The organism is Streptomyces sp. NPDC085944 (assembly GCF_040686295.1).
GTDB lineage: Bacteria > Actinomycetota > Actinomycetes > Streptomycetales > Streptomycetaceae > Streptomyces > Streptomyces salinarius.
The window spans coordinates 363,508-389,805 of record NZ_JBFBJX010000001.1 but is presented as its reverse complement, the minus strand read 5'-3'; the positions used below and the strand labels follow the sequence as shown (position 1 = coordinate 389,805).

At 73.8% G+C, this 26,298-nt stretch carries 17 protein-coding genes and 1 pseudogene; 6 read left to right on the top strand and 12 right to left on the bottom strand.

Features of this window, described 5'->3' with window-relative positions; translation table 11 throughout:
• The first annotated feature begins 268 nt into the window (after window positions 1-268).
• Entirely contained in the window at window positions 269-1,324 is a 1,056-nt protein-coding gene (locus AB0P07_RS01955) for an NlpC/P60 family protein (RefSeq protein WP_365543686.1), read from the top strand.
• Between the two features lie 20 nt (window positions 1,325-1,344).
• Here AB0P07_RS01955 and AB0P07_RS01950 read toward each other — a convergent pair whose 3' ends face one another.
• Entirely contained in the window at window positions 1,345-2,094 is a 750-nt protein-coding gene (locus tag AB0P07_RS01950; protein WP_365543683.1) for a response regulator transcription factor, read from the bottom strand.
• Complete coding sequence (locus tag AB0P07_RS01945; RefSeq protein WP_365543680.1) at window positions 2,091-3,383, bottom strand: PspC domain-containing protein; 1,293 nt, start codon at window positions 3,381-3,383, stop codon at window positions 2,091-2,093. The genes AB0P07_RS01950 and AB0P07_RS01945 overlap by 4 nt, the downstream gene beginning before the upstream one ends.
• A 190-nt stretch (window positions 3,384-3,573) precedes the next feature.
• Here AB0P07_RS01945 and AB0P07_RS01940 point away from each other — a divergent pair, with 190 nt between their 5' ends.
• Together AB0P07_RS01940 and AB0P07_RS01935 are read left to right on the top strand one after the other, a co-directional pair.
• On the top strand, window positions 3,574-5,040 hold the full coding sequence (locus AB0P07_RS01940; protein ID WP_365543677.1) for a PspC domain-containing protein: 1,467 nt from the start codon (window positions 3,574-3,576) through the stop codon (window positions 5,038-5,040).
• Window positions 5,027-5,272, top strand: coding sequence for a hypothetical protein (locus tag AB0P07_RS01935; protein ID WP_365543674.1), 246 nt, complete (start codon window positions 5,027-5,029; stop codon window positions 5,270-5,272). Before AB0P07_RS01940 ends, AB0P07_RS01935 begins: the two co-directional genes overlap by 14 nt.
• Window positions 5,273-5,474: 202 nt before the next feature.
• On the opposite strand, the gene AB0P07_RS01930 is transcribed toward AB0P07_RS01935, so the two are convergent.
• Window positions 5,475-6,011: a DoxX family protein gene (locus AB0P07_RS01930; RefSeq protein ID WP_365543671.1), complete on the bottom strand. Its 537-nt coding sequence runs from the start codon at window positions 6,009-6,011 to the stop codon at window positions 5,475-5,477.
• Between the two features lie 181 nt (window positions 6,012-6,192).
• The gene (locus AB0P07_RS01925) at window positions 6,193-7,491 is read right to left on the bottom strand and encodes a hypothetical protein (RefSeq protein WP_365543669.1); all 1,299 of its coding nucleotides are present in this window, start codon (window positions 7,489-7,491) and stop codon (window positions 6,193-6,195) included.
• A 280-nt stretch (window positions 7,492-7,771) separates the two neighbouring features.
• Here AB0P07_RS01925 and AB0P07_RS01920 point away from each other — a divergent pair.
• Window positions 7,772-8,240, top strand: a pseudogene (locus tag AB0P07_RS01920) (pyridoxamine 5'-phosphate oxidase family protein); the annotation flags it as partial.
• A 9-nt stretch (window positions 8,241-8,249) separates the two neighbouring features.
• Here the strand turns inward: AB0P07_RS01920 and guaA are convergent.
• On the bottom strand, window positions 8,250-9,830 hold the full coding sequence (guaA, locus tag AB0P07_RS01915) for a glutamine-hydrolyzing GMP synthase (RefSeq protein WP_365543666.1): 1,581 nt from the start codon (window positions 9,828-9,830) through the stop codon (window positions 8,250-8,252).
• A gap of 330 nt (window positions 9,831-10,160) precedes the next feature.
• Here guaA and AB0P07_RS01910 point away from each other — a divergent pair, with 330 nt between their 5' ends.
• Complete coding sequence (locus tag AB0P07_RS01910) at window positions 10,161-10,469, top strand: chorismate mutase (RefSeq protein ID WP_164712839.1); 309 nt, start codon at window positions 10,161-10,163, stop codon at window positions 10,467-10,469.
• Window positions 10,470-11,022: 553 nt separating this feature from the next.
• Window positions 11,023-12,084, top strand: a complete 1,062-nt coding sequence (locus AB0P07_RS01905; RefSeq protein WP_365543663.1) for an LPXTG cell wall anchor domain-containing protein — start codon at window positions 11,023-11,025, stop codon at window positions 12,082-12,084.
• A 90-nt stretch (window positions 12,085-12,174) separates the two neighbouring features.
• Here AB0P07_RS01905 and AB0P07_RS01900 read toward each other — a convergent pair whose 3' ends face one another.
• From AB0P07_RS01900 to AB0P07_RS01870, 7 genes are all read right to left on the bottom strand, one after another.
• Complete coding sequence (locus AB0P07_RS01900) at window positions 12,175-14,001, bottom strand: GMC family oxidoreductase (RefSeq protein WP_365543660.1); 1,827 nt, start codon at window positions 13,999-14,001, stop codon at window positions 12,175-12,177.
• 38 nt (window positions 14,002-14,039) lie between these two features.
• The gene (locus AB0P07_RS01895; protein ID WP_365543657.1) at window positions 14,040-15,653 is read right to left on the bottom strand and encodes a succinic semialdehyde dehydrogenase; all 1,614 of its coding nucleotides are present in this window, start codon (window positions 15,651-15,653) and stop codon (window positions 14,040-14,042) included.
• 122 nt (window positions 15,654-15,775) lie between these two features.
• Window positions 15,776-17,527, bottom strand: coding sequence for a serine/threonine-protein kinase (locus AB0P07_RS01890; protein WP_365543654.1), 1,752 nt, complete (start codon window positions 17,525-17,527; stop codon window positions 15,776-15,778).
• A gap of 105 nt (window positions 17,528-17,632) precedes the next feature.
• Window positions 17,633-18,760: a serine/threonine-protein kinase gene (locus AB0P07_RS01885; RefSeq protein ID WP_365544503.1), complete on the bottom strand. Its 1,128-nt coding sequence runs from the start codon at window positions 18,758-18,760 to the stop codon at window positions 17,633-17,635.
• A 97-nt stretch (window positions 18,761-18,857) separates the two neighbouring features.
• A complete protein-coding gene (locus AB0P07_RS01880; protein WP_365544500.1) occupies window positions 18,858-20,657 on the bottom strand; it encodes a protein kinase in 1,800 nt (599 codons plus the stop codon).
• A 145-nt stretch (window positions 20,658-20,802) separates the two neighbouring features.
• Window positions 20,803-24,000: a protein kinase gene (locus AB0P07_RS01875; protein WP_365543651.1), complete on the bottom strand. Its 3,198-nt coding sequence runs from the start codon at window positions 23,998-24,000 to the stop codon at window positions 20,803-20,805.
• 174 nt (window positions 24,001-24,174) lie between these two features.
• The gene (locus AB0P07_RS01870; RefSeq protein ID WP_365544497.1) at window positions 24,175-26,256 is read right to left on the bottom strand and encodes a serine/threonine-protein kinase; all 2,082 of its coding nucleotides are present in this window, start codon (window positions 26,254-26,256) and stop codon (window positions 24,175-24,177) included.
• Between the last annotated feature and the right edge of the window lie 42 nt (window positions 26,257-26,298).

Sequence of the window (26,298 nt, the reverse complement as noted above, 5' to 3'; positions counted from 1 at the left end):
CCCGCCCGCCCGGGCGCCCCATAACAGCTCCCGTCCCCCGCCCGCCTCCGGATCCGTCCTATCGGTCATCACCCAGCGTGAAGAAGACGGCCTCCGGAGCGATCGGTGATCACATACGGTCGCCACCCGATCCCCTCCCGCCACTTCCGCGCATCCCGTCACCGGACCGTTACCGACGCGCCTAGCGTCCTGGCCCAGGCAGCCGGAGCGAACCGGCGCCGACCCGGCGCGGGCCGGGTCGAGTCGTACGGAAGGACGTGGATCGCAGGTGGGAACGCACCGCAGGCCGCGACAGCGCGCGAAGGGCGGCGGCAGAGCCCGGACGGCGGCCACGATCACCCTTGCGGGGGCGGCCACCGCGACGGGCCTGGGCGGGACCGTGCACGCAGATCCGCAGCCGACGGCGGCGCAGGTCAGGGCCAAGGTGGACAAGCTCTACCAGGAGGCCGAGGTGGCCACGGAGAAGTACAACGGCGCGAAGGAGAAGGCGGACGCCGCCGAACAGCGCCTGGAGGAACTGCGGGACGAGGCCGCCCGCAAGGAGGACCGGCTGAACTCGGCCCGCCAGGCGCTGGGTTCGGTCGCGGCGGCGCAGTACCGCAGCGGCGGCCTGGACCCGGCGCTGCAACTGGCGCTCTCCTCCGACCCGGACCGGTATCTCGACGGCGCCGCCTTCGCCGAGCGGGCGGGCAGCCGGCAGCGGGCCGAGGTGGGGCGCGTACGCAAGGAACTGCGCGACATCGAGCAACTACGTGGCGCCGCCCGCATCGAGGTGACCTCGCTGAGGTCACGCCGGGCCGAGCTGAAACGTCACCGCGAGACCGTCACCGGCAAGCTGGCAAAGGCCCGCCGCCTGCTCTCCCGGCTGACCGCCGAGGAGCGCGCCGGCGTCGGCACGGGAACAGGGGAACACGCCTCCCGCGCCTCTTCTTCCGGCCCCAGGGAGGGCCCGTCGGCCTCCGCCCAGGCGCCCAACTCCCGCGCGGCGGCGGCCGTCGCCTACGCCTACCAGAAGCTCGGCAGCCCCTACGTGTGGGGCGCGACCGGCCCGAACGCCTTCGACTGCTCGGGCCTCACCCAGGCCGCCTACCGCGCCGCAGGGGTCTCCCTCCCCCGCACGACGTACGCGCAGATCGACGCGGGCCGCCGCGTCTCACGGTCCGAGCTGCTCCCGGGCGACCTGGTCTTCTTCTACTCGGGCATCAGCCACGTCGGCATCTACGTCGGCAACGGCCGGATGATCCACGCCCCGAACCCGTCGGCCCCGGTCCGCGTCGCCCCGGTCGACGAGATGCCGTTCGCGGGGGCTGCGCGGGTGGTGTGAGACGCCGCGCCGCAGGACCGTCACACCAGCCGGCGTGCCGTCGCCCAGCGGGTCAGCTCGTGGCGGTTGGACAGCTGGAGTTTGCGCAGGACCGCCGAGACGTGGGACTCGACCGTCTTGACCGAGATGTAGAGCTGCTTGGCGATCTCCTTGTACGCGTAGCCGCGGGCGATCAGGCGCAGTACCTCGCGCTCGCGCTGGGTGAGGCGGTCGAGGTCCTCGTCGACCGGAGGGGCGTCGGTGGAGGCGAAGGCGTCGAGGACGAAGCCGGCCAGGCGCGGGGAGAAGACGGCGTCGCCCTCCTGGACCCGGAAGACGGAGTTGACCAGGTCCGTGCCGGTGATGGTCTTCGTGACGTAGCCGCGGGCGCCGCCGCGGATCACGCCGATCACGTCCTCCGCCGCGTCCGAGACCGACAGGGCGAGGAAGCGGACGGGCCGCTCGGTGTCGCTCATCAGGGGGGCGCAGCGGCGCAGTACCTCGACTCCGCCCCCGCCGGGAAGGTGGACGTCGAGGAGGACGACCTCGGGGCGGGTCGCGGTGATGACCGTGACGGCCTGGTCGACGTCGGCCGCCTCGCCGACCACCTCGACGCCGGTCTCGGCGGTCTGGCCGATCTCGGCCTGGACACCGGTGCGGAACATGCGGTGGTCGTCGACGAGCACCACGCGTACGCGCCGCTCCCCCGCGCCGCCGCCTGCGGCCGGCTGCGCGGCCTCGCCCGCCCCCGTCGTACCCGCTCTTCCGTTCGCCTCGGTCGGGTCGCTCATGACGTCATCTCCGCCCTCTCCATTTCCAGTTCGACCTCCGTGCCGCCGTCCGGCACCGCGCGCAGCCGCGCCGTGCCGCCGTTGCGCTCCATGCGGCCGATGATCGATTCTCTGACGCCCATGCGGTCGGCCGGTATCGAGTCGAGGTCGAAGCCGGGGCCGCGGTCCCGGACGGACACGAAGACCGTCCTGCCCTCGACTTCGGCGAAGACCTGCACGGCGCCGCCCTCGCCACCGTACTTGGCCGCGTTCACCATCGCTTCGCGCGCGGCCTGCATCTGTGCGCTGATCCGCTCGTCGAGGGGGCAGTCGCCGACGACGACCACCTCCAGGGGAACACCGTGCTTGTCCTCGACCTCCGCCGCGTTGCGCTTGACGGCCTCGGCGAGGGTGGTGGGCTCGTCGTCCTCGTCCTTGCCGTTGCCCTCGGGCTTGTAGAGCCAGGCGCGCAGGTCGCGCTCCTGGGCCCGCGCCAGGCGGCGCACCTCGCCCGCGTTCTCCGCGTTGCGCTGGATCAGGGTCAGGGTGTGCAGCACCGAGTCGTGGACGTGGGCGGCGACCTCGGCACGCTCCTGCGCGCGGATGCGCATCAGCCGCTCCTCGGAGAGGTCCTGCGTCATCCGGACCAGGTAGGGGCCGGCGAGGAGCGTTGTGCCGACGAGGACCGCGAGGGCCGCCTGGAGGACGGAGCCGAGGTGGGCGGCGGAGCCCTGGAGGACGAAGATGCCCGTGACACCCGCCGTCACCAGCAGGACGCCGGCCACGGAGCGCAGCAGGGTGACGGTACGGCGGTGGCGCCCCACCTCGGCCCAGCGGGCCCGGCGCGCGTTGTCCGCCTGGCGCCAGACGAGGGCGACGCCGGCGCCGACGAGCACGGTCGGCCAGAGGTAGGCCTTGGCTCCGCCGCCGAGGTCGACGTTGCCCACGAAGACCAGGGCCACGGCGACCATGAGGAGCAGGGCGACTATCTGGCCCTTGTCCGGCTTGCGCGTGACGAGTCTGCGGCGGCCGTCGGGGCCCGTCTCGGAGGTGACGAGCGACGGCGGCTTCTGCGCCTCCACTCCCCCGACGCCCAGCGGCACGAAGAACCAGAAGGCCGCGTACAGCAGCGCGCCCAGGCCGTCGGCCATGAAGAGGCCGACGAAGGCGAACCGGACCCAGACGACGGGCAGCCCGAGATGCCCGGCGAGCCCCCGCGCCACACCACCGAGCCAGCGTCCGTCGCTGCTTCGGTAGAGCTTGCGCGGCGGCCGCGGTTCGACGACGGGTGCTGCTGCGGCTTCCGGCATGACACCGATATTCACACGGGTGCGGGAGCCGGGGCATCAGGGTCGTTCCCCCACTCGCCCCTGATCTTCGGGCCGCGGAGGGCGGTGCGGGGCTCGAACGTTCCCCGGGCACGGAGTCAGGGCCGATATCAGGGTCCGACCAGGGTCGAACCGGCTGCCGTCACCGCGTCGCGCCCGTCACCATGGACTCATGACAGATCACGAGCACGCCGCGACGGGTCCGGGACCCGGCTCCGGCCCGCGCCGCCCGCAGGGCGCCGGGCCGCGGGATGCCGCGCCCGCCGCGGATGCCGGTGCGGGCGCGGCGGGCGGCGGTACGGGCGACGCCGGCGCCGTCGGTGGCGCGGACGCCCCCGGAGGCTCCGGACCGGCCGCGGCGGGACCACCGCACCGCTTCCGGCGCGACCGGCGGCACAAGTCGCTCGCCGGTGTGTGCGCCGGCCTCGGGCGGCAGTGCGACCTGGATCCGGTGATCTTCCGGATCACACTCGCGGTGCTCTCCGCGACCGGCGGCATCGGTCTGATCTTCTACGGCTTCGCCTGGCTCCTCGTCCCCTACGACGACGAGGAGGAGAACGAGGTGCGCAAGCTGCTGACCGGCCGGGTCGACGGCCAGGCACTGGCGGCCGTGCTCTTCGCCCTGGTCGGCTGCGGCGTCTTCCTCACCATGCTGCACAACGGCGGTGTGCTCACCTTCGCCGTCGTCCTCTCCCTGCTCCTCGCGGGCGCGGGCTACTGGTCCCGGCAGCGCAGAACGCCGGAACCGGACCCGCTCTCGGCCCAAGCGGTCGCCGACGCCCCGCCGGAGGCCAAGGCGCCCCCGATCATGTACACCTGGCCCTCCTGGTGGCGCGACCCCATCGTCAAGGACGGCACCCACGACGGCGGGACGGGCTACATGTGGGGCCCGCCGGACGCCGTGGAGCGGGACATCGCGGCGGCCGTCAACATCGGTCGCGGCATCCCGGGGCGCCGCGACCACGCCCTCGCGGGCGACCGGCGCTCCCGGGCCGTGCAGACGCGCGGGCCCCGCGGCATCGGCGGCTGGGTGTTCCTCCTCGCCCTGCTCGCCGGCTTCCTCGGGACCCGGCTGACCTGGGACGACCATCCGCTCGGCACCAGTCTGCAGACCGGCCTGGCGTGCGCGCTCGCCGTCTTCGGCCTCGGTATCGCGGTCAGTGCCTTCCTCGGGCGCACGGGAGCCGGTTCGGTCTTCCTGGCGATCATCACGGCCGGCCTGCTGGCCGGGACGGCCACGATTCCCGAGAGCGTGGGCACCGAATGGGTGCGGACCACCTGGGAGCCCACAGCGGTGACCGACGTGCGCGACCAGTACGACATCGGTGCGGGCAGCGGCACCCTCGACCTGTCCGGCCTCGACCTGGCCGAGGGGCAGACGGTGAGCACCCGGGCCGACGTGGGCATGGGCCGAATACGGGTCGTCGTGCCGCAGGACGTGACCGTGCGGCTCAGTGTCGACGTGGGCGTGGGCGACATCCAGTTGCCGGGCGACGACGAGAAGGACGTGGACGTGGCACCGGGCAAGCACAAGGAGATCACCCTGTCCCCCACCAAGGGCGGCAAGGACGCCGGCACCGTCGCCCTCGACCTCCAGGTCGGCGTCGGCCAGGCGGAGGTGACCCGTGCTGCGTCATGAGTTCCAGCCGGGTCGACTGGTGGCCGGTGTCTGCTTGATGCTGGCCGGGGTCATCTACGCCGGCGACGCGGGCGGCCTCTGGGAGACGCCGTGGTTCGTACTGGTCCCCGTCGTCACGGGCGGGCTCTGCCTCGCGGGTGCGGTCGGGGTCGTGGCCCGGTCCGCGCACCGGCGCCGCGGAGCGCCGGGCGCGGCGAAGCCCGACGACCCCCGGGCGGACCTCCCCCGGTGACGGCGTCGGCCGGACGACGGCTCGGGCCAGGGTGCCTGTCCGACCATGCGCGTCGTCGCCCGAAGGGCGGCCGCGCGGCGTCAGGTGCGTGCTCTCGGCGTGCCGGACCCGGAGTCGCGTACTGGACGTACCCGGGTCTGGTGCCGGTGCGGCGAGAGTGCGTGCATGGCGTTGCGCGGCGGACGGGAGTGGTCGGACAGGCCTAGCGGAACCCGCCGCCGGTCCGTCCCCGCCGCCGGGAGCGCAGTACGGCGTCCAGCGACAGCAGCGGGGCGCCCGCCAGGACGAGAGGGAGCCAGGCCATGAGGTACGGGAGATCGTTGCCGTAGTAGTACGGATCGGCGGCCCAGCTGACGGTCAGCCACAGGCTCAGTGAGATCAGCGCACCGCCGAGCGCCGCGAGGCGGGTGAGAAGTCCGAGCAGGGCGCCGATGCCGACGGCCAGCTCGCCCAGGGCGATGGCGTAACCGAACCCGGCCGGGCTCTTGAGGGCCAGGTCGATCAGGGCGGGGACGGCCGAGGAGTCGCGGACGGCGCGCATCATGTCGCCGACGGACCCGGCGCCCGCGTCCTTCATGAACGCGCCGTCGGTGAGCTTGTCCAGACCGGCGTAGACGAAGGTGACGCCCAGGAAGATCCGTAGGGGGAGGAGCGCGTACCGGGCGGCGTTGTCCCGCCAGTCTCCCCTGCCGCCGCTCTCGGGTGAGGTGTAGACATCCGTACGCATCCCGTGAGTCATCACTGCCAGCCGCCTCTCGCCGCCCATGCCCAGCCCCCCACCAGACCATACGTAGGGCACGGGGGCCCCGCTCAACCCTCGGCCACCGGTTTCTTGCTGTCGGTTTCGACAGGTTGCCGACCGGACTTCGGCGCGGGCCGCCCGGTCGCCCGGGCCGGGGGCGCGACGAGGCCGCGCGCTGTCAGTCCGTGACGTCGATCGGGTACCGGTTGGTCTCCACGCCGGCGCCGGTGACCACCTGGACCTCCACCCGGCCCGGTTCGACGTCCGCCGGGACGGGGACCGTCAGCAGGTCGTCCGACGGGTTGCTGAAGCCGCCGGTCACCGGGACCAGGGGTACGTGGACGTTGACCGCGCCGATGCGGACGACCATCCGGGAGAGCCGGTCCGCCCGCTGGGCGCCCGGCGGCACGAAGCCCGCGCCGCGGATCTCGATGTCGTCGCCGGTGCGGATCGGCGCGTCCAGGTCGCCGGCCTCCCGGGCCCGGACCACGGAGAGGATCACCGGCCGGCCGCCCTCGGCGTACTTCCCGGCCACGTAGGTCGCCGCCGACACCAGCACCACCACCGCCAGCCCCCACGGCAGGTCGGGCAGCTGCTCCGGGCGCCGGGCCAGCCGGACCGCCGCGAACACCAGGGCGACGGTGCTGATCACGACGTACTGGATGTCGGCGAAGGCCCCGCGGCCCGCGTCGTCCGTCAGCAGGTCGGACGCGCGCGGCCGGTCGGCGCGTACCTTCTGCAGCCGCTGGCCCAGCACCCGCAGTCCGACCACCCTCCGCACCAGGACCGCGACTGCGCAGACCACCGCGAGCACGGTCACCGCGCCGGCGCCCCGGCCGAGTTCGAGACCGGAGATCAGCGCGTCCCGCCGGTCGTGGCCGGATGCGACGGCCAGTTGTCCGGCCAGCACGAGGACCGCGTAGGCGACGAAGAGGACCCAGGCCGCGGCCACGGCGCGTGAGGTGGACAGGCGGTTGTCCTCGCCGATGGCGGGGGCCAGCGCGCCGCCCCGCGCCCGGTGGAACCACGACGCCGCCGTCAGCGCGCCGGCCACCACCACGGCCGCCGCGAGGCCCGCGGTGCGCGCCGCCGACCAGCCCGCGCCGACGGCGGTGAGGCACTGCCCGAGGAGCAGCAGGACGACCGCCGCCCACACGGCGGCCGCCGTACGCCGGCCCAGCCCCGCGAGCCAGGCGTCGCCCTCGGCACGGCCGCGTTCGGCGACGGCTTGCGCGGACTGGGTCAGTTCCTCCGAGACCCACTGGCGGGACGCAGAGGCCGAGTGGGCCACCGCGGCCGGCAGTCCCTGCCCGGCCGCGAACTCGTCCCGCCGCAGCAGAAACGCGGCGACCGCCCTGCGGTGCCCCTCGCGGGCGCCGTGCGGGCAGTCCCCGCAGGTACAGCCACCACCGTGTGCAGCCGCCCGGTACGCGCCCCTGTCCGAGCCGCTCGCGCCTCTCGCCTCCTGCACCGCCACGCCCGACGCCCGCCTTCCCGCACCCTGTGAAAGAGATCGTCCGCATACCCGGGAGCAAAGGCCGTGGGAGCCTCTAAGTCCCTTGGGACGACAGCGAATTGTGCCGTACCCCGGCCCCCCGCCGCCCGCCGCCCCGCCTTACGTCTGCTCAGCGCGGGTGAAGCGCGCATCGCCGTGTTGACCGGCCCCCGACACGAGATGCCCGCGCATCCCGACAGGAGGTGTCGGCATTCGGCTCCGCACTCGGCGCATGCCCTCCAGAACACCTGTGACCACCCCCGTGAACTGGGCCCGTTTCGCCGCCGCCGCACCCGCGCCGGCCGGCACCGTGGAGGCGCGTTTCGGCGCGTACACGCACCACGTCCTCGCCACCCTGCGCAAGGACGGCTCGCCGCGCACCACCGGCCTGGAGGTGCGTTTCCTGAACGGCGAGCTGTGGCTCGGCATGATGCCGGGCTCGCTCAAGGCGCTCGACCTGCGCCGCGATCCGCGATCCGCGCTTCGTGCTCCAGGCGAACCCGGGGGACGGCACCGGCATGGGCGGCGGGGACGTGCGATTCGCCGGGCGGGCGATCGAGGTGGAGGACCCGGCGACGAAGGCCGGGTACGTGAAAGAGGTGGAACCGCCGGAGCCGTTCCACCTCTTCCGGACCGAGCTGACGGAGGTCGTGCGGACCTCCGTGGAGGACGACGAGTACCTCGTCGTCGAGATCTGGCAGCCCGGAAAACCCCTGCGCACCGTCAGGCGCGCCTGGGCGCTACTCCCACTCGATCGTCCCCGGCGGCTTCGAGGTCACGTCGAGGACGACGCGGTTGACGTCCTTGACCTCGTTGGTGATCCGGGTCGAGATCTTCGCGAGCACGTCGTACGGCAGCCGGGACCAGTCCGCCGTCATGGCGTCCTCGGAGGAGACCGGGCGCAGGACGATCGGGTGGCCGTAGGTGCGGCCGTCGCCCTGGACTCCGACGGAGCGGACGTCGGCCAGCAGCACCACGGGGCACTGCCAGATGTCGCGGTCGAGGCCGGCCGCGGTCAGCTCCTCGCGGGCGATGGCGTCCGCCTCGCGGAGCAGGTCCAGCCGCTCCTTGGTGACCTCGCCGACGATGCGGATGCCGAGACCCGGGCCGGGGAACGGCTGGCGCTGGACGATCTCGTCCGGCAGGCCCAGCTCCTGGCCGACCATCCGGACCTCGTCCTTGAACAGCTGGCGCAGCGGCTCGACCAGCTCGAACTCGATGTCCTCGGGGAGCCCGCCCACGTTGTGGTGGGACTTGATGTTGGCGGTGCCGGTGCCGCCGCCGGACTCGACGACGTCCGGGTAGAGCGTGCCCTGCACCAGGAAGGCGACCTCCGGGCCGTCCTCCTTCATGATCTCCAGCTGCGCCTGCTCGAAGACCCGGATGAACTCGCGGCCGATGATCTTGCGCTTCTCCTCGGGGTCGGACACCCCGGCGAGCGCCTTGAGGAACCGCTCCTCGGCGTCCACGACCTTCAGCTGGACGCCGGTCGCGGCGACGAAGTCCTTCTCGACCTGCTCGGTCTCCCCCTTGCGCATCAGGCCGTGGTCGACGTAGACGCAGGTCAGCTGGGAGCCGATGGCCTTCTGGACGAGGGCGGCGGCGACGGCGGAGTCCACGCCGCCGGACAGGCCGCAGATGGCGCGCTTGTCGCCGACCTGCTCGCGGATGGCCGCGACCTGCTCCTCGATCACGTTGCCCGTGGTCCAGTCGGGGCTCAGGCCCGCGCCCCGGTACAGGAAGTGTTCCAGCACCTGCTGCCCGTGCGTGGAGTGCATGACCTCGGGGTGGTACTGGACGCCGTAGAGCTTCTTCTCGTCGTTCTCGAAGGCGGCGACCGGGACGACGTCCGTGGAGCCGGTGACGGTGAAGCCCTCGGGGGCGGCGGAGCAGGCGTCGCCGTGCGACATCCACACGGACTGCTCGGCCGGGGTGCCCTCGAAGAGGGTGGAGGACGGCTTGGAGACGGTGAGAGCGGTCCGGCCGTACTCACGGGCGCCGGAGTTGTCGACGGTGCCGCCGAGAGTCCGCGCCATGAGCTGGAAGCCGTAGCACATGCCGAAGACGGGGACGCCGGCCTCGAACAGGGAACGGTCGAGGGTCGGGGCGCCCGGCTCGTACACCGAGGAGGGACCGCCCGAGAGGATGATGGCCGCCGGGTTCCTGGCGAGCATCTCCTCGACCGGCATGGAGCTCGGCACGATCTCGCTGTAGACCCGCGCCTCGCGGACACGGCGGGCGATGAGCTGGGCGTACTGCGCGCCGAAGTCGACGACCAGGACGGTGTCGGGGGCGGCGGCAGCGGGAGTCGCTGATGACACGGGGTGCCTTCCGGCGGTCGGGCGGGGTTTGTACCCCTGATTCTACCGAGGTGGGCGGGTGCCCCGGCCCGCCGCCGGGTCCGCCGACGGGTCTCACCATGCGAACCGGCTTGGACACCGACCGTCGCCGGGGCATACTGGGCCCATGCGCAAGCACCAGACCTTCCTGTTTACCTATGGCAACCGGCCCACCGGCTGCCATGGTCGTGCTGCTTGAGCAACTGACAAGCGACTTCCCAGGCGCCCCGGGCCGACAAGGTCCGGGGCGCCTGGCGTTTGCGGACCGTGCCGGTCCCGGGTGCCGCCAGCCTTCGGCGAGGAGCCACCGACATGAGTGTCACCGCAGCGAACAAGACCGTCACCGCAGCCGACAAGACCGGCGCCCACACCCCCGAGGCCGCCGACGTGATCACCGGCGCCCGGGAGCGCATCGACGCCCTGGACGACCGCATCATCGGACTGATCCAGGAACGCATGGCCGTCTCGGCCGTCATCCAGGAGGCACGGATCACCTCCGGCGGGCGCCGCGTGAACCTCTCGCGCGAGATGGAGGTGCTCGACCACTACCGGCAGGCGCTGGGCAAGCCGGGCACGACGCTGGCGATGACGATGCTGGAGCTGTGCCGCGGGCGCGTGTGACCCGCCCCGGGGCCGTGGCCCGACCGGGGTCGTGGCCCGACCGGGGTCGTATCTGAGTTCGGGCGACTTCTCACCCGTACGGCGCGTGACCGGTGGGCGAGCGGCTTCGTTGGTCCCGATGTCCGTGTCAGCCAGGGGCGGGCCCGAAAGAACCACGCGTGGCTCACTGGAGCGATGAGGCGTACGGATCTGCCGTGCGTCGTGGGACCTCGCTCCAGGAAGTGACCGGACGGCAGGGGACAGCAGCCCGGTCACCCAAGAGAACGGCCGGCTCCGGGGACGCCCGGAGCCGGCCGACGGAACGGGTCCCACGTTCGAGCAAGCGACGAAGGCGACAAGCATCCAAGGCAAGCGGCGCAACCCCCCGGCGCCGCTCCCGAGGCACCGGCGCTGCCCTGACGCCGGTGCCGGCCGAGAGGGAGGGCCCTGCGGCCGCAGTTCCGCGGGGCCCTTCGCCATGCCGCCCACCCTCGCCCTTGCAGTGACGCAGGCCACATAAGGATTCTGTGAAGGTGAGGACAACCCTTCACAGGTTTCGTTGATCACACCGGGCATGAAGCTTCGTCGCGCCCTGGCCGCAGCCGCCGTCACGGCGGTGGTCGCCCCCGCCGCGCTCCTCGCGGCCCCGTCCGCCCATGCGACCGGTGACGCGTCGGCGTCCCCGTCCGCCTCCACGTCCGACCCTTCGGATGAGACGGACGTGACGGGCACGACCGACGAGACGGCGAGCGAAACCGCGACCGACCCCGCGCCCGGCGACGCGACGGGCGGCCCGACGGGCTCCCCGGACGCGACGGCGGAGACGGGCGAGGAGGGTTCCGGCGAGGAGGAGACTGCCGCCCCCGACGCCTCGGAGTCGACCACGTCCGCCCCCGCGAGCCCCTCCCCGAGCGCCTCCGCTCCGGAGGAGTCGGAGGAATCCGAGGCCCCGGACCCCGAGCCGTCCGTGTGCGCGGACACCAAGGTCGACGTCGACATCGAGGGCCTGCCCGGCGAGATCGCGGCGGGCGGCGGCTGGCACGAGTTCTCGCTGAACGTGGCCAACAACTCCGGTTCGACGCTGCAGAACCTCGAGTACCTGGCCGGCGCCTCCGCCGACCTCGACGGCGAGGAACTGTTCGAGAGCGAGAAGGTCGGCCTCCAGGCCTGGAACCCCGAGGACGAGTCCTGGGAGGCCCTCGACGAACTCGGCTACGCGGTCGGCTACATCGGCTACACCGACGAGCTGGCCCCCGACTACGAGGTCGCCATCCCGATGCGGATCAACGTGCGGGCCGACGCTCCGGTCGGCGCGGGCTTCACGCTCGGCGCGACGATCTACGGCGACGCGGACGGCGAGTGCACCGGCTTCGGTGACGCCGCCTACAAGTTCCGGATCGTGGCCCCCGGCACGGACACGGAGGGGACCGCACCGCAGGAGGGCGGCAAGGCACCCCTCGCGCCCGTCACCGTCGAGAAGGCGCCCGCGAACGTCCCGGAGGTCACCGGGAGCCTCGCCTCGACCGGCTCCAGCTCGGCGCTCCCGGTGATCGGCCTCCTCGGCGGGCTCGCCGTGGTGGTCGGCGGCGGTGCGGTGTTCGTGGTGCGGCGGCGCAGGACCGGCTCGGACACGTGACGCCCGCGCCGGCGGCGGCGTGACACAGGCCGGGTGAGTGGAACCCGCACTCGGAGGGGGGTGCGGGTCCCACTCACCTTTTCGTTTCTCCTACTTCTTCGGCGGTACGGCGGGCACGTCCAGGAACGGCAGCCGCAGCGCGCCGAAGGCCTTCTCGGGGACGGCCGGGGCGTGCGGCTCGACGGGGGCGAGACGTTCGTACGCGGCGCCCTGCGCGGGGCGCGGGTCCTCCTCGCCCTTGTTCGGCCAGTACGACATCGCCCGCTCGGCCTGCGCCGTGATGGTGAGGGACGGGTTGACCCCCAGGTTCGCCGAGACGGCGGAGCCGTCGACGACCGAGATGCCGGGGTGGCCGTAGAGCCGGTGGTACGGGTCGATGACACCGGTCTCCCGGGAGGCGCCGATGGGGCAGCCGCCGAGGAAGTGGGCGGTGAGCGGGGTGCCCATCAGTTCGCCGACGTTGGAGCCGGCGAAGCCGTTGATCTCGGCGGCGAGTGCGCAGGCGCCCTCGGTGGCGGCCTTGATCTGCTTGGGGTTGGGCGAGCCGTGCCCCTGGCGCGCGGTGAGCAGGCCCTTGCCGACACCCGTCGGTTTCAGGCGCGTGGTCAGGGAGTTGTCCAGGGACTGCATGACCAGGCCGATGATGGTCCGCTCGGACCACTTGCGGTTGGAGAGCGAACGCAGGACCAGCAGCGGATGCTTGGCCGCGTGGCCCAGGAAGCCCAGGACGCGCGAGGCGCCCGAGGCGGTCGGCCCGGCGTAGGGGACCTGGAGGATCGACAGGCCGCCCATCGAGTTGGAGCCCTTGCCGTAACGCACCGGTTCGATGTGGGTGTTGGCGTCGGGGTGGATCGAGGACGTGATGGCGACGCCGCGCGTGAAGTCGGCGCGGGGCTCGCCGGTGGCGCCGCGGTAGCGCCGGTCGTCGGTCTGGGCGCCGACCAGCGCCTCGGAGTTGGTGCGGGTCAACTCGCCGAGCTTGTCCGACATGCGGGGCAGCTGGCCGCCCGCCTTCATGCGGTGCAGCAGGGTCTGGGTGCCGTAGGTTCCGGCGGCGACGACGACCCGGCGGGCGGTGAAGGTGCGGCCCGCGTCCTGCTTCCCGCGCTTCTTGCGGTCGGTGGGGAGCGTGGCGATCGCGAAGCCGCCGCGCGAGTCGTCCGTGACGGAGACGACCGTCGTCATCGGGTGCACGACGGCGCCGGCCTTCTCGGCGAGGTACAGGTAGTTCTCGTTGAGAGTGTTCTTCGCGCCGTGCCGGCAGCCGGTCATGCACTCGCCGCACTCGGTGCACGCCTTGCGGTCGGGGCCCGCCCCGCCGAAGTACGGGTCGGGCACCTGCTCGCCGGGCCTGGCCTTCGCTTTGCCGTCGGCGTCCTCGCCGTCGCCGAAGAAGACGCCGACCGGGGCCATGTGGAAGGTGTCGCCGCAGCCCATCTTCTCGGCGGCGGCCTTCAGATGCACGTCGGAGGGGGTCGTCGTCGGGTTGAGACGGACCCCGAGCATGCGCTTGGCCTGGTCGTAGTACGGCGTCAGTTCCTCGTGCCAGTCGGTGATGTCGCGCCACTGGGGGTCGTCGAAGAAGGGCTTCGGCGGCACGTAGAGGGTGTTGGCGTAGTTGAGGGAGCCGCCGCCGACCCCGGCGCCTGCCAGGACCATGACATTCCCGAGGAGGTGGATGCGCTGGATGCCGAACATGCCGAGCTTCGGCGCCCAGAGGTAGTTCTTCAGGTCCCACGAGTTCCGGGGCAGGGACTCGCGGGTGAAGCGGCGGCCGGCTTCCAGGACGCCGACGCGGTAGCCCTTCTCGGTGAGGCGCAGGGCGGAGACGGATCCGCCGAAGCCGGAACCGACTATGAGGACGTCGTAGTCGTACCCGTTCTCGTCCCGGGTCTGGACAGAGTTCTCCTGCGACACGTGCTCTCCTCGTTGAGAACGGGCGGTGGTGGGGTGGGTCAGCGGAGGCGGAACGCCTTCATCAGGCGCAGGCTGCGGCTCATGAACGCCGCGTACTTCTCGTCGTCCATGCCCAGCGACGGTGCCATCGGCAGCAGGCGCTGGTGGGCGACCGTCTGGGCCTCGGTGTACTTGAGGATGCCCTCGGAACCGTGCCGGCGGCCGAGGCCGGAGTCCTTCATGCCGCCCATCGGGGACTGGACGCTGCCGTAGGCGGGCGCGTACCCCTCGTTGATGTTGACGGTCCCGGTGCGCATACGCGCGGCGACCTCGTGGGCGCGCCGGGCGTCCTTCGTCCAGACCGATGAGTTCAGGCCGTACGGCGTGGAGTTGGCGTGCTCGACGGCCTCGTCCTCGGTCGTGAAGCGGTAGACGGAGACGACCGGCCCGAAGGTCTCCTCGGTGCACACGGTCATGGGGTCGGTGACGCCGTCGAGGATGGTCGGCTCGTAGAAGTACGGGCCGATGTCCGGGCGGGCGACGCCGCCCGCGACGAGCTTGGCGCCCCGCTCCACGGCGTCCGCGACGTGCGCCTTCACGGTCTCCAGCTGCCGCTCCCCCACCAGCGAGCCCATGTCGGCGCCGTAGGAGAGGGAGGTGCCGAGCCGCATGGCCTTGGTGCGGGCGGCGAAGCGCGCCAGGAAGGCGTCGGCGACGGACTCGTGGACGTAGAGCCGCTCGATGGAGATGCAGAGCTGGCCGGCCGAGGAGAAGCAGGCGCGGACGGCGCCCGCCGCGGCCTTCTCGATGTCGGCGTCCTCGAGGACCAGCATGGCGTTCTTGCCGCCGAGTTCGAGGGAGACGCCGACCAGGCGTGCGGCGGCGCCCCGGGCGACCTCGCGGCCGGTGCGGGTGGAGCCGGTGAAGGAGACGTAGTCGGCGTGCTTGACGACCTCGGGGCCGACGACCGGGCCCTCGCCGAGGACGACCTGGAAGACCTCGGCGGGCAGCCCGGCCTCGATGAGCAGGTCACGGGCCCACAGGGCGGTCAGGCAGGTCTCGGTGTCGGGCTTCATGACGACCGCGTTGCCCGCGACGAACGCGGGAAGCGCGTCGCCGACGGACAGCTCCAGCGGGTAGTTCCAGGGGGCGATCTGGCCGACGACGCCGCGCGGGTGGCGCAGCTCGGTCACCTTCGTGAGGGTCGGCACGGCGCCGGTGTGCCGCTTGGGGCGCAGGTACGCGGGGGCCCTGCGGCCGTAGTGGCGGGCCGCGACGGCGACGGCCTGGACCTCCTCGTGCGCGTGCAGACGGGCCTTGCCGGTCTCCAGCTGGATGAGGTCGAGGACCTCGGCCTGCCGCTCCAGGACCAGGTCGTGGAAGCGCAGCAGGACCGCGGCCCGCTGCCGCACCGGCACCCGCGCCCACACGGCCTGGGCGGCGCGGGCCCGCTCGAAGGCGCCGGCCACGTCCTCGGGCGTCGACTCCGGCAGGTCGGCCAGCTTCTCGCCGGTGAACGGGGTGTGGTTGGCGGTGCGGCCGGACCCGGCCACGCCCTTGGTGAGCCGGGCGACCAGCTCGGGCGTGACCACGTCGGCCGCGGTGCGGGCGCCCTCCGGGGCGGGGGCGAGGGGATTCGTGCCGGTGAGTTCCGTGGCCTGCGCGTCCGTCATGAGCCGCAGGGTATGACGCCGGGCGGGCTTTGTGTACCCGTCGGTAACGGTGATTCACCGTGATTCACCGAGTGCTCACATGACGCCAGTGATCGCTGGCAACAAACCCGCTGATCAGGGCGTTACGTCGCGGGACCGCCGGTCTTCCCGACCTCCCAGTTCGCGATCACCGCGCGGGCGATCTCCCGTCCCTCGTCGGCGAAGTAGCCCTCGCGGGGGTAGTCGATCGACACCTTGCACATGTCGCCGTTGCCGGCTCGGTAGTACAGGATGCGCAACTCGCGGGCGCGGGGGTTCTGGGTGTCCGCGGTCGTGTAGGCGATGGTGTTCTCGGCGGCCTTCTCGCCCCGGTACTCCGTCTCGCTCGGTTCCCCCTCGGGCGCGGGGTCGGCGGCGAAGTTCCAGGAGTACTCGCCGTCCTTGAGTATCTCCCAGTCCGCCCAGGCGTTGGCGCCGGCGGTGTCCGGGATCTTGCCGTCCTCGTCGTCGGCCTTGATGTCCCGGTCCACGAAGACGGTGACGGCGCCGCTCGGGTCGGCGAACGTCTCGTTCGTGCCGTCCCAGTCGTCCGGGTGCTTCGCCTTCACGAACTCGGCGGGCACACCGACGCTCATGCCCACCCTGCCGTCGAGTGCGTGCTGCTTCCAGCCGCCCGGCAGGGTGTCCGCGAAGGGGTCGGCGACCACGAGGTACGACGCCACCGCCGCCGCGACGACGGCCGCGCCGAGGGTGATCCACGCGTTGCGGCCCAGCCGGACGCTCCAGCGGGACACGGGCGCCGGGGCCGGCTGCCGGGGAGCGTCGAGCCGGACGACCTGGGTGGGTGGCGGCGCGGGCGGGTTCGCGGCGGCGTCCAGCAGGGCGCGGACCCGGGCGGCGTCCGGGCGGCGCGCGGGGTCCTTCTCCAGCAGGCCGGTGATCACCTCGGCCAGCGGGCCCTGCGCGGAGGCGGGCGGCGCCGGCGCGGCGTTGAGCACCGACTGGAGCGTGGCGGGGGTGTTGCTGCGGCGGAACGGCGAGACGCCCTCCGTCGCCGCGTACAGCACGACGCCCAGCGACCACAGGTCGCTCGCCGGTCCCGGCCGCTGCCCGAGCACCCGCTCCGGGGCGATGTACTCGGGGGAGCCGACGAAGCCGCCGGTGTCGGTCAGGCTGGTCTCGCCCTCGATCTGGGCGATGCCGAAGTCGGTGAGGACGACCCGGTCGTGCCGGCCGAGCAGGACGTTGTCCGGCTTCACGTCCCGGTGCAGGACTCCGGCGGCGTGTGCGGCCTCCAGCGCGCCGAGCACCTCCAGGCCGATCCGGGCGGCCTCGCGCGCGCCCAGCGTGCCCTCCCGGAGGACATCGCCCAGCGAGCGCCCGCGCACGAGTTCCATCACGATCCACGGCTGCTCGTCCACGACCGCCACGTCGTGCACGTCGACCACCGCGGGGTGGTCGAGCCGGGCCGCGGCGCGCGCCTCGCGGCGCATCCGCTCGAAGGCGTTGTCCCGTTCGCGTTCGGGAAGGTGATCGGGGACGCGCGGCTCCTTGACGGCGACCTCGCGGTCGACGGTCTCGTCCTTCGCGCGCCACACCGTGCCCATGCCGCCGTGCCCGAGCTTGGCGATCAGCCGGTAGCGCCCGGCGACGAGCCGCCCGGCGCCGGGGTCATGCGCGGCGGCGGAGGAAGCCACCGGTGCGGGCGAAGGACGGTCCGGCGACGGGGTCCCGGCGGCGTTCACGGCCGGGGGCTGCGACGGCGACGGTACGACCTGGGTCCCGGCCGCGTACGGATTGCCCGGATGCGGCACGGCGGCCGGCCGGTTCGGCGGTTGCAGGTCAAAACTGGTCGGCTCGTCCGGCCTGCCGTGTGATCCCCCGTTGCTGCTCATGCGTCCATCCATATCGCGCCGGGCGCGCTCCTTTCCACCGCCGGTGCGCGGTGGTCACAGACCCGTGACGCAGGGGTGCCGCTTATCTCCCTTTCAGGTCTTCCGTCAGGTACCGGAGCCGGTTGCGGAGGGCGGCAGCTGCGTGGCCGACGGCTCGGACGGCGCCGACGTCGGCCGATCCGTCGGCGTCGGCCGGGTCGTGGGCGTCGCGGGCACCGAAGTCGCCGGCGTACCGCTCCCGTCGTCGCCCGCGTCCGCGAGCAGTACGGCGGCCGAGACCCCGGCGCCCGCCGCGGCGACGACCAGCAGCACCGCCATGAGCACGCTCCGCTTCACGCTGCGTCGCGCCCGCGGGGGCCCGCCGGTCGCGGCCGCCGCCGCGGTCGCGGGCGTACGGCCCGTGCTGAGGTAGGCGCGCAGCATCCGCTGCGCCGACGCCGCGTCCAGCCGCCGTCGCGGATCGCGCTCCAGCAGACCCCGTACGACCGGCAGGAGCGGTCCGGCCTGCGCGGGCGGGCGGATCTCCTCGGTGACCACGGCGTGCAGCACACCGCCCAGCGAGTCGCGGTGGAAGGGGGACGCGCCGCTGAGGACCGCGCACAGCAGCACGCCCAGCGACCACAGGTCGGACTCCGGGCCGGTCCCGGCCCCGGACATCCGCTCCGGAGCGGTGTACTCGGGGGAACCGACGAAGGAGCCGTTCTCGGTGAGCGTGGTGGAGCCCGCGACCTGGGCCACGCCGAAGTCGGTGAGGACGACCCGGCCGTCCTCGGCGAGCAGCACGTTCGACGGCTTCACGTCCCGGTGCAGGATCCCCGCCGCGTGGGCCGTGTCCAGGGCGTCGAGCAGGGCGATGCCGATGCGGGCGGCCTCGGCGGCGTCGACGGGGCCGCGGCCGAGCACCCGGTCGGCGAGCGAGCCGCCGTCGACCAGTTCCATGACCATGTAGGCGCGTTCGTCGTCCTCGACCACGTCGTGCACGACGATGACGTGCGGATGCCGCAACTGCGCGACCGCGCGGGCCTCGCGCAGGGTGCGTTCACGGCGCCGTCGGGCCTCGGCCGCGGAGAGACTCTCGTCGAGGGGGAGCGCCTTCACGGCCACTTCACGGGCGAGCAGTTGGTCGGTGGCCCGCCACACGATGCCCATGCCGCCGCTGCCGAGCCGCTCATGGAGCCGGTAACGGCCCGCGATGACACGCCCGCCCGCCCCCTCGGTCACCATGCGTCCCATCATGCCCCACCGGACGCACCGGCTCCGGGACGCCGTCACACGGGTGGCCGACAACCGACGGGTGCGTGTGTGCCGTGGCCGCCGCCACGGGGGGGGTTCAGCCGGTCTTCTCCTGCCAGCCCTGCAGCACGGCCTTGAACCGGCGCTGCGTGCTCGCCCAGTCTCCGGCCGGTCCCGTCATGTTGAGGGCGTACTCGACGCCGTCGCGGGACAGGTACGCCTGCGACACGGCCCGGCGCGGGCCGGGGAACTCGGTGTCCTTGGCCAGCGCGGTCCAGCCGTACTCCCACCGGGAGCTGTCGCGGTCGCGGTAGGTGGCGCGGTCCAGGGCGATGCGCCGGTAGCCGACCAGCCGCCCGGCGAGTTGCGCGTCCAGGTCCTGCTGGTGCGCGTACGGGTCGTTGTAGTCGGGGGCGGTGTCCACGGAGATGCGGATGACGTGCTCGCCGCCGTCGGGGGTGTAGTCGATCTGCCGGAGTTCGCCGCTGTCGCCGTCGAAGTCGCTGCGCTGCCAGTTCGCGGGCAGGTAGAGGCTGAAACCCAGCGGGTCGTCGCGGCGCACCCAGTCGGCCGGGACGGCACCGCCGGGGCCCTGGCCGGTCTTGCCGGAGGCGGACGGGGAAGCGGAGCCGGACGGGGCGTGGGTGGGGTCGGAGCCGGCCGACGTGCCGTCCCCGTCGCGCTGTTGCAGCACCACGGCGGTGCCCGCGCCGATGAGCGCCGCGACGGCGACGACCAGGGCGAGCGTGCGTATCCGCGACCGTCGGGGGCGTCGGGGAGCGACCGGGGCGGCCGGAGCGACGCCGCCCGCCGTTCCGGCCACGGCTCCGGCGGCCGGGTAGCCGGGCGCCGTGTGCCCCGTCGCCGCGGGGCCGACCGCGGTGGGGCCGGTCACCGGCGGGTACGGCGTGGCGGTTGTTCCGCCCACGGCGCCCGGCATCCCCGGCGCCCCGGGTGTTGTCGTTCCGGGCGTCCCCGCGGCCGCCGGCGCCCAGGGCATCCCCTGCTGGACCGTGTCGCCGGACCGCGGCGGGGGCCCCGCGCAGCGGGTGGTCGGCACGTAGGCCTGGGCCTCGTTCGGGCGCCGGCCCTCGGCCGCCTGGGCGAGCAGGTGCTCGGCCTCGGTGGCGTCGGGCCGCTCGGCCGGATCCTTGCGGAGCAGGGCGCTGATGACGGGCGCGAGCACACCGGCGTACCGGGGCTCGCCGGCCTCCTCCTCGACGACTGCCTGCATGGTGGTCAGCGGTGAGGTGCGACGGAACGGCGACCTGCCCTCCACCGCCGTGTACAGCGTCGCGCCGAGCGCCCACAGGTCGGAGGACGGGCCGGGGTCGTGGCCGCGGACGCGCTCGGGCGCGAGGTAGTCGACGGAGCCGACGACCTCTCCGGTCCGGGTGATGGTGGAGTCGCCCTCGATCTGCGCGATGCCGAAGTCGGTGAGCAGGACGCGTCCGTCGTCGGCGAGCAGCACGTTGCCCGGCTTGACGTCGCGGTGCAGCACCCCGGCGGTGTGCGCGGCGCGCAGGGCACGCAACACCCACAGGCCGATCCGGGCCGCCTCGCGCGGGTCGACCCGCTCCTCCTCCTTGACGGCGTCGGCCAGCGAGCGCCCCTCGACCAGCTCCATCACGATCCACGGCCGGCCGTCGTGTTCGAGTACGTCGTGCACGGTGACGACGGCCGAGTGATTGATCCGTGCCGCCGCGCGTGCCTCGCCCCGGGTGCGCGCCAGGAGGATGGCCTGGTCGCTCTCCGAGACGTAGAGCGCGGCGGTCAACTCCTTGATGGCGACGGTCCGGTGCAGCACCTCGTCGTGTGCGCGCCACACCCGGCCCATGCCGCCGCTGCCGATGGCTTCCCCGAGCCGGTAGCGATCCGCGACGAGCCGGCCCTGCATCTGATTCACGTTGCCCCGCAATGGTCTTGTCAGGGTCAGACTAGGGACCGGTCACCGTCCGGGGAACGGGTGGGGTGGTATGGAAACCGCTCTGTGACGGTTGTCGCTTTCCGTGACGGCAGGCAACCATCGTGCCGAACTGCCGTCAGCGTGTGTACTGGTAGGTCGCCGAGGCCTGTTCGAACAGCCGGGAGACCTCGTCACGCTCCGCCTCCGGACCGCGGACCTGGACCACGTGGTAACGCCCGTCGATGAGCATGGCGACGTTGCGCACGTACAGCTCGCCGCCGGCGCCGGTCCAGGTGAACTGCCCCTCCGCCATGGTCCGTCCGCCGACCTCGATGGTCTTCAGGCCGCTGGAGGTGGCCCAGCTGGAGGCCCGGTACGACGCCAACTCGGGCTCGCTGTCGCGCTGGTAGGTCATCGGATCGTCGCCGAACTCGGAGGCGCGGTCCCGGCCGGGGACGACGATCAGCTCGAAGTCGCCCTTGCCGTAGACGACCTGGCCGCTGCCGTTGCGCGGGGTCCGGTTCCAGCCCTCGGCTACGGCGATGCGGAAACCCTCCGCGTCCTTGCGCAGGGTGAATCCGTCGGCGACGTTGGACTGCGTCTCGGGGCCGCCCGCCGTCCGCGAGGCCTCCGGGCCGGGCGTCGGGGACGTCTCCTCCGGCCGGGGTTCGCCGCCGGCCTCCGGCGACTTGGCGGGCGGCGCCTGGCTCGCCTCCCCGGCTGCGCCCGTCCGGTCGGCGGCTCCGGCTCCGCTCGTGTCGCTCTTGGGCATGAAGAACATGGCGTACGCGACCGCGCCGGCCAGCGCCAGCAGTATGAGCAGGAGCAGGGTCCGGCCGAGGCTGCGGGGTGAGCGGCCGGTCTCCGCCCTGCCGCGCTTGTGCCGTCCGTGGTGCGCGGGCAGCCCGGCACGCCGCCTGCGCACCAGCTCGCCGCGGCGGCGCACGATGGGCAGCCGGCCGGTCTCGACCGGCGGCGCGGAGATGACGTGCAGGCCGGCCTCCGGCTCGGGCGCGGAGCGTACGAGGGAGCGCAGCCAACCGCTCAGCTCCTCGAACTCGATCCGCTCGGTGGGGTCCTGACGCAGCAGCGACTCCACGACCGGCCGCAGCGGCCCGCACTCCTCGGCGAACGCGGGCGGCTCCGCGCACACGATCTGCACCAGTTCGGCGGTCGACTCCTCCGGGTAGGGCGCATGGCCCTGTACGGCGCGGAAGAGCAGCGCGCCCAGGGCCCACAGGTCGGTGGCGGGGCCGATGGGCGCGGCCAGCTGCCAGTTCTCGTGCACGGACCCGGCCTGCTCCGGCGCCCAGCGCTCGGTCACGGGCCCGACCACGGCCATCCGCGTCTGCCGGGACCGCTCGGCGGCGAGCGCGGTGGCCGGCCCGCGCGGCACGGGGGTACGCGCGACCAGGTCGTCCCAGCGCGCGGCGGACGCGGGCCCTCCGGCCTGCGCCGGCACGCCCGGCCCTGCGGTCCCGTCCTGCGGCGGGACGACCGGCCCTGCGGTCCCCTCCTGCGGCGGGACGACCGGCCCGGAGACGGTCTCCTGCGGCGGAGTCCCTGGCCCGGAAGCTGCCTCGTACGGCAGAGCATCCGACTCGGTCTCGTACGGCAGCGCACCCGACCCGGTCTCGTACGGCAGCGCACCCGACCCGGACGCGGCCTCGTACGGCTGAGCGGCACCCCCGGCCGGGGTACCCCGGCGTCCGGCGGCGGACTCCGCGGTGCCCTCCTGCCGGGCGGCCGGCAGGGCTCGCCCGGCCACCGGTCCGGATCCGGCCGTCGGCTCACCGTCCGGACGGGGGGCGGGGAACGCCGGGTCGCCGGGTCCCCGGGCTGCGGAAGACGCCGGGTCCCCGGGCGTACGGGGGGCGGCGCCGCGCCAGGAGGGGGTGCGTACGCCGTAGGGGTCGGCGATCCGCCCGGGCGGGACCGGGTCGCCGGACGACTCGGGGCCACCGACCGCACCGGTGCCCTCCGGGCTGCCGGACGCGGCATCGGACGCGGCGGCAGGCTCGCCGGAGTACGGAGCCGGATCCCCGCCCGAACCGGCGGCACCCTCCCACCACCCGCCCCCCGTGTCGGCCTCGGCGCCGGACGCCGCTTCGCGGTCAACGGGGTACGGAGCCCCGTCCGAACCCGCGGCGAAGCCCGGACGCGTCCTGCCCGTGCCGGGCGCGCCGCCCTGCTCCGGTCCACCGTCGGTTCCGTGCGCGGGCCCCGTCCCGCCGAAAGCCGTGCCGTGCGGAGAACGGACCGGGCCGTAGGCGTCGTCGTACGAGGGGCGGGGGCCGTCGGTGACTCCAGGTCGTCCGCCGCCCGTGCCGGGGCCCTCGGCCCGCGCGGCGGCGGCGTCGGGGGCGGGTCGGGCACCCGGCAGGGCCGCGCGGCCGTTCTGGCCCTCCTGGACGCGGGCGGCGGCCCTGGCACCCGCGCGGTAGGCGGCGATCGCACCGGCACGAGCGGCGCGGGCGTCTCCCCCGGCGTCGAGCGGCGCGGGGGCGAGCGGGGCGGGGGATCCGCCCGGTCCGGGGCCTTGGGTCACCGGGAGCCCGCCGACGCCCCGCGCCTCGATGGCGGCCCGCCGGGCGGCCTCGGGGTCGGCGTCGCCCGGGCCGAAGACCGCGGTCCGGGTGACCCCGCCGCCCGGGCCGAAGGTGCCGTTCGGGTCGACCGCGGGGGCCGGCTCCTCGTCGGGCGGCCGGGGCACCGGGTCGTACCCGCACAGCGCCTCCTCCGCCGCGCCGACCGCCAGGCCGGTCAGCATGACGCGCCCGTCGTCGCAGACGAGCACGGTGCGCGCGGTGATGTTGCGGTGCACCCAGCCGTACGAGTGCAGCACCCGCAGCGCCAGCAGGACGTCGGAGGCGACCTCGGCCGCCCGGTACGGCGTCAGGGCCTGTTCGGCGAGCAGCGCGGCCAGCGGCCTCGCGGCCACCAGCTCGCTGACGACCCACAGCGAGCCGCCCTCGGCGAACACGTCGAAGACCTGGTCGAGGCGAGGGTGGTCGGGCACCGCCGCCGCGGCCTGTGCCGCCTCGACCGCACGCCGGACCACCGGATCGGCCGGCCGCCCGGGGCCGCCGCACGCGGCCGGTGACCGCCGGCCGGGGTGGCGGGCGCCGCCGTCCCGGGCCGTGAAGCCGTCGGGCAGGCCGTCCGCGTCGAGCACCTCGGCCTCGACGACTTCGGGCAACGGCACCTGGCGGACCAGGACTTCCTGTCCGCTGTAGGTGTCGAAGGCCCGGCTCTCGGTGAGTTCGTACTCGTCGGAGGGCGGCAGCGGCAGGCGGTAGCGGTCGGCGAGTACCCGTCCCGCGTAGTCGTCCACGTCGCCACCCCCCGGCAGCCGTCGGTCAAGTCCGTTCGCCCGGCGGGCCGTTCCGGCTGCGTACGGTCCGCAACCACTCACGATACGTGCCGGAGGCAACCCGCAATGAGCTGATGCCAGATATCGGGCGGGTCAAACCCGGGACCGGGTGCCCGGGCGCCGGGTCCCCTCCGCTCAGGACTTGGGTTCGAAGGTCTTCGACAGGGTCCGCCAGGTGTCCCGGCGCAGGTCCTCGCCCCAGTCGGCGGCCTTCGCGGTGTACATGAGCGCGTAGCCCTGGTGGTCGTTGACGACGAAGCCCCGGTCCACGGTCCGGTACTTGGTGCCGCCGTCGGTGTAGGTGAACTCCCAGTCGGCGGCGTTCCAGCCCCGGTAGCCCACCTTCTCTATGCGGATCTTCTTGTAGTTGGAGCGGACCATGTACCGCTCCTGGTTCTTCCAGTCCGCGACGGGGTCGCCCTTGGGTGTGGCGGTCCAGGCGACCAGCAGCTTCTGTCCCCCCGGCCCGGTGAACCGGTCGCCCGCGGAGCCCGTGGAGGCGTACTTCCAGCCCTTGGGGAGTCCGATGCGGTAGCCCTGGTCGCCCTGGTGGGTGGTGGCCACGTTCTCGTCGTCGTCGGACTTCCCGGCGTCGTCCGACTCGCCGCCCTCCCCGCCGGAGGCGCTCGCTGCGGTGTCCGGGGCGCCGCTCGCGGCCCCGTCGGTCGTGGGGTCGGAGGCGGAGCCGTCGGTGCCGGTGCCGCTCCCCTCGTCCTGCCTGGTGTCGCCGCTCGCTCCGGCGGAGGCCACGGCCTTGCCACCGCTGCCGCCCTCGGCACCCTTGTCGTCGTCGCCCCCGCCGAGCGTGAGGGCCAGCACGGTGCCCAGCACGGCCAGGGCCACCACCACCGCGATGATGATCAGCGTCCGGCGCGGCACCACGTCGGTGAGCGGCGCCCGGGGCACGGACCGGGTCGGCAGGTCCGGCGGCGGCACGACGGGCCAGCCGGAGCTCTTCACGCCCCCGGCGGCGGACGACGCACCGGCCCCCGGGCCGACCGACCCGCCGACGGCACCGGCACCCGATCCCACCCGAGGCGCAGGCGCGGCAGCTGTCGCCCCCGCCGAACCCGCGGTGTCCGCGGCACCGGCAGCACCCGATGCTCCCGTGGCCCGCGTGGCACCCGCCGCGGTGCCGCCGCCGTCGCCCGGCCGGGTCCGCGAAGCGGCCGCCGCACCGGCGGCACCGGCCCCGACGGCGGCCTTGCGCACGGAACGCAGCGCTCCGCGCAGCTTCTCCCCGGCCTCCTCGGCCCGCTTGGCACCCGTGCCCGCGGAGCCGCCGCGACGCCCGCGCCCGTCCGGCTGCGGGGGCAGCGGTACGACCTTGGTGGCGTCCACCGGTTCGGCACCGGCCGTCCGCTCCGGGGCGTGGATGACCCTGTTGAGCATCGCGCGGGCGCCCGCGTCGTCGAGCCGCCGGTCGGGGTCCTTGGTGAGCAGCCCGTAGATGACGTCGCGCAGCGGGCCGGCGTTCTTCGGCTCCTCCAGGTTCTCCGTCATCACCGCGGTGAGCGTCGCGATCGCCGAACCCCGGTCGTAGGGCGGGGTGCCCTCGACGGCGGCGTACAGCAGCCCGCCCAGCGACCACAGGTCGGCGGCCGGACCGGGCTTGTGGCCGCGGGCGCGCTCGGGGGAGATGTAGGAGGGGGCGCCGACGAGCATGCCGGTGGAGGTGATGGAGGGGTCGCCCTCGACCTGGGCGATGCCGAAGTCGGTGAGCACGACCCGGCCGTCCTCGGCGATCAGCACGTTCGACGGCTTCACGTCGCGGTGCAGGATGCCCTCGCGGTGCGCGGAGCGCAGCACGTCCAGGATGGCCAGCCCGACCTCGGCGGCCCGCTTCGGCTCCAGCAGGCCGTCCTCACGGATGGCCTCGGCGAGCGACCTGCCCTCGACGAGTTCCATCACGATCCACGGCCGGTCGTCCTCCTCGACGACGTCGTAGACCGTGACGGCGCTGTTGTTGCGGATCCGCGCGATCGCCTTGGCCTCGCGCAGCGTGCGCGTGATCAGGCGCCGCTTCTCCTCCTCGTCGATGTTCCCCGGGAACCGCAGCTCCTTGACGGCGACCGTGCGTCCGAGGGTCTCGTCCTGCGCGCGCCACACCGTCCCCATGCCGCCGCGGCCGAGCACGTCTCCCAGCCGGTACCGCCCGGCGAGGAGACGTGCGCTCTTGTCCGTACGGGATGTCCCCGCCCGCTCCGCCTCCGACATGCGTCCCCTCATGCAACCCGCCCTGACAGAGCCTTCATTGTC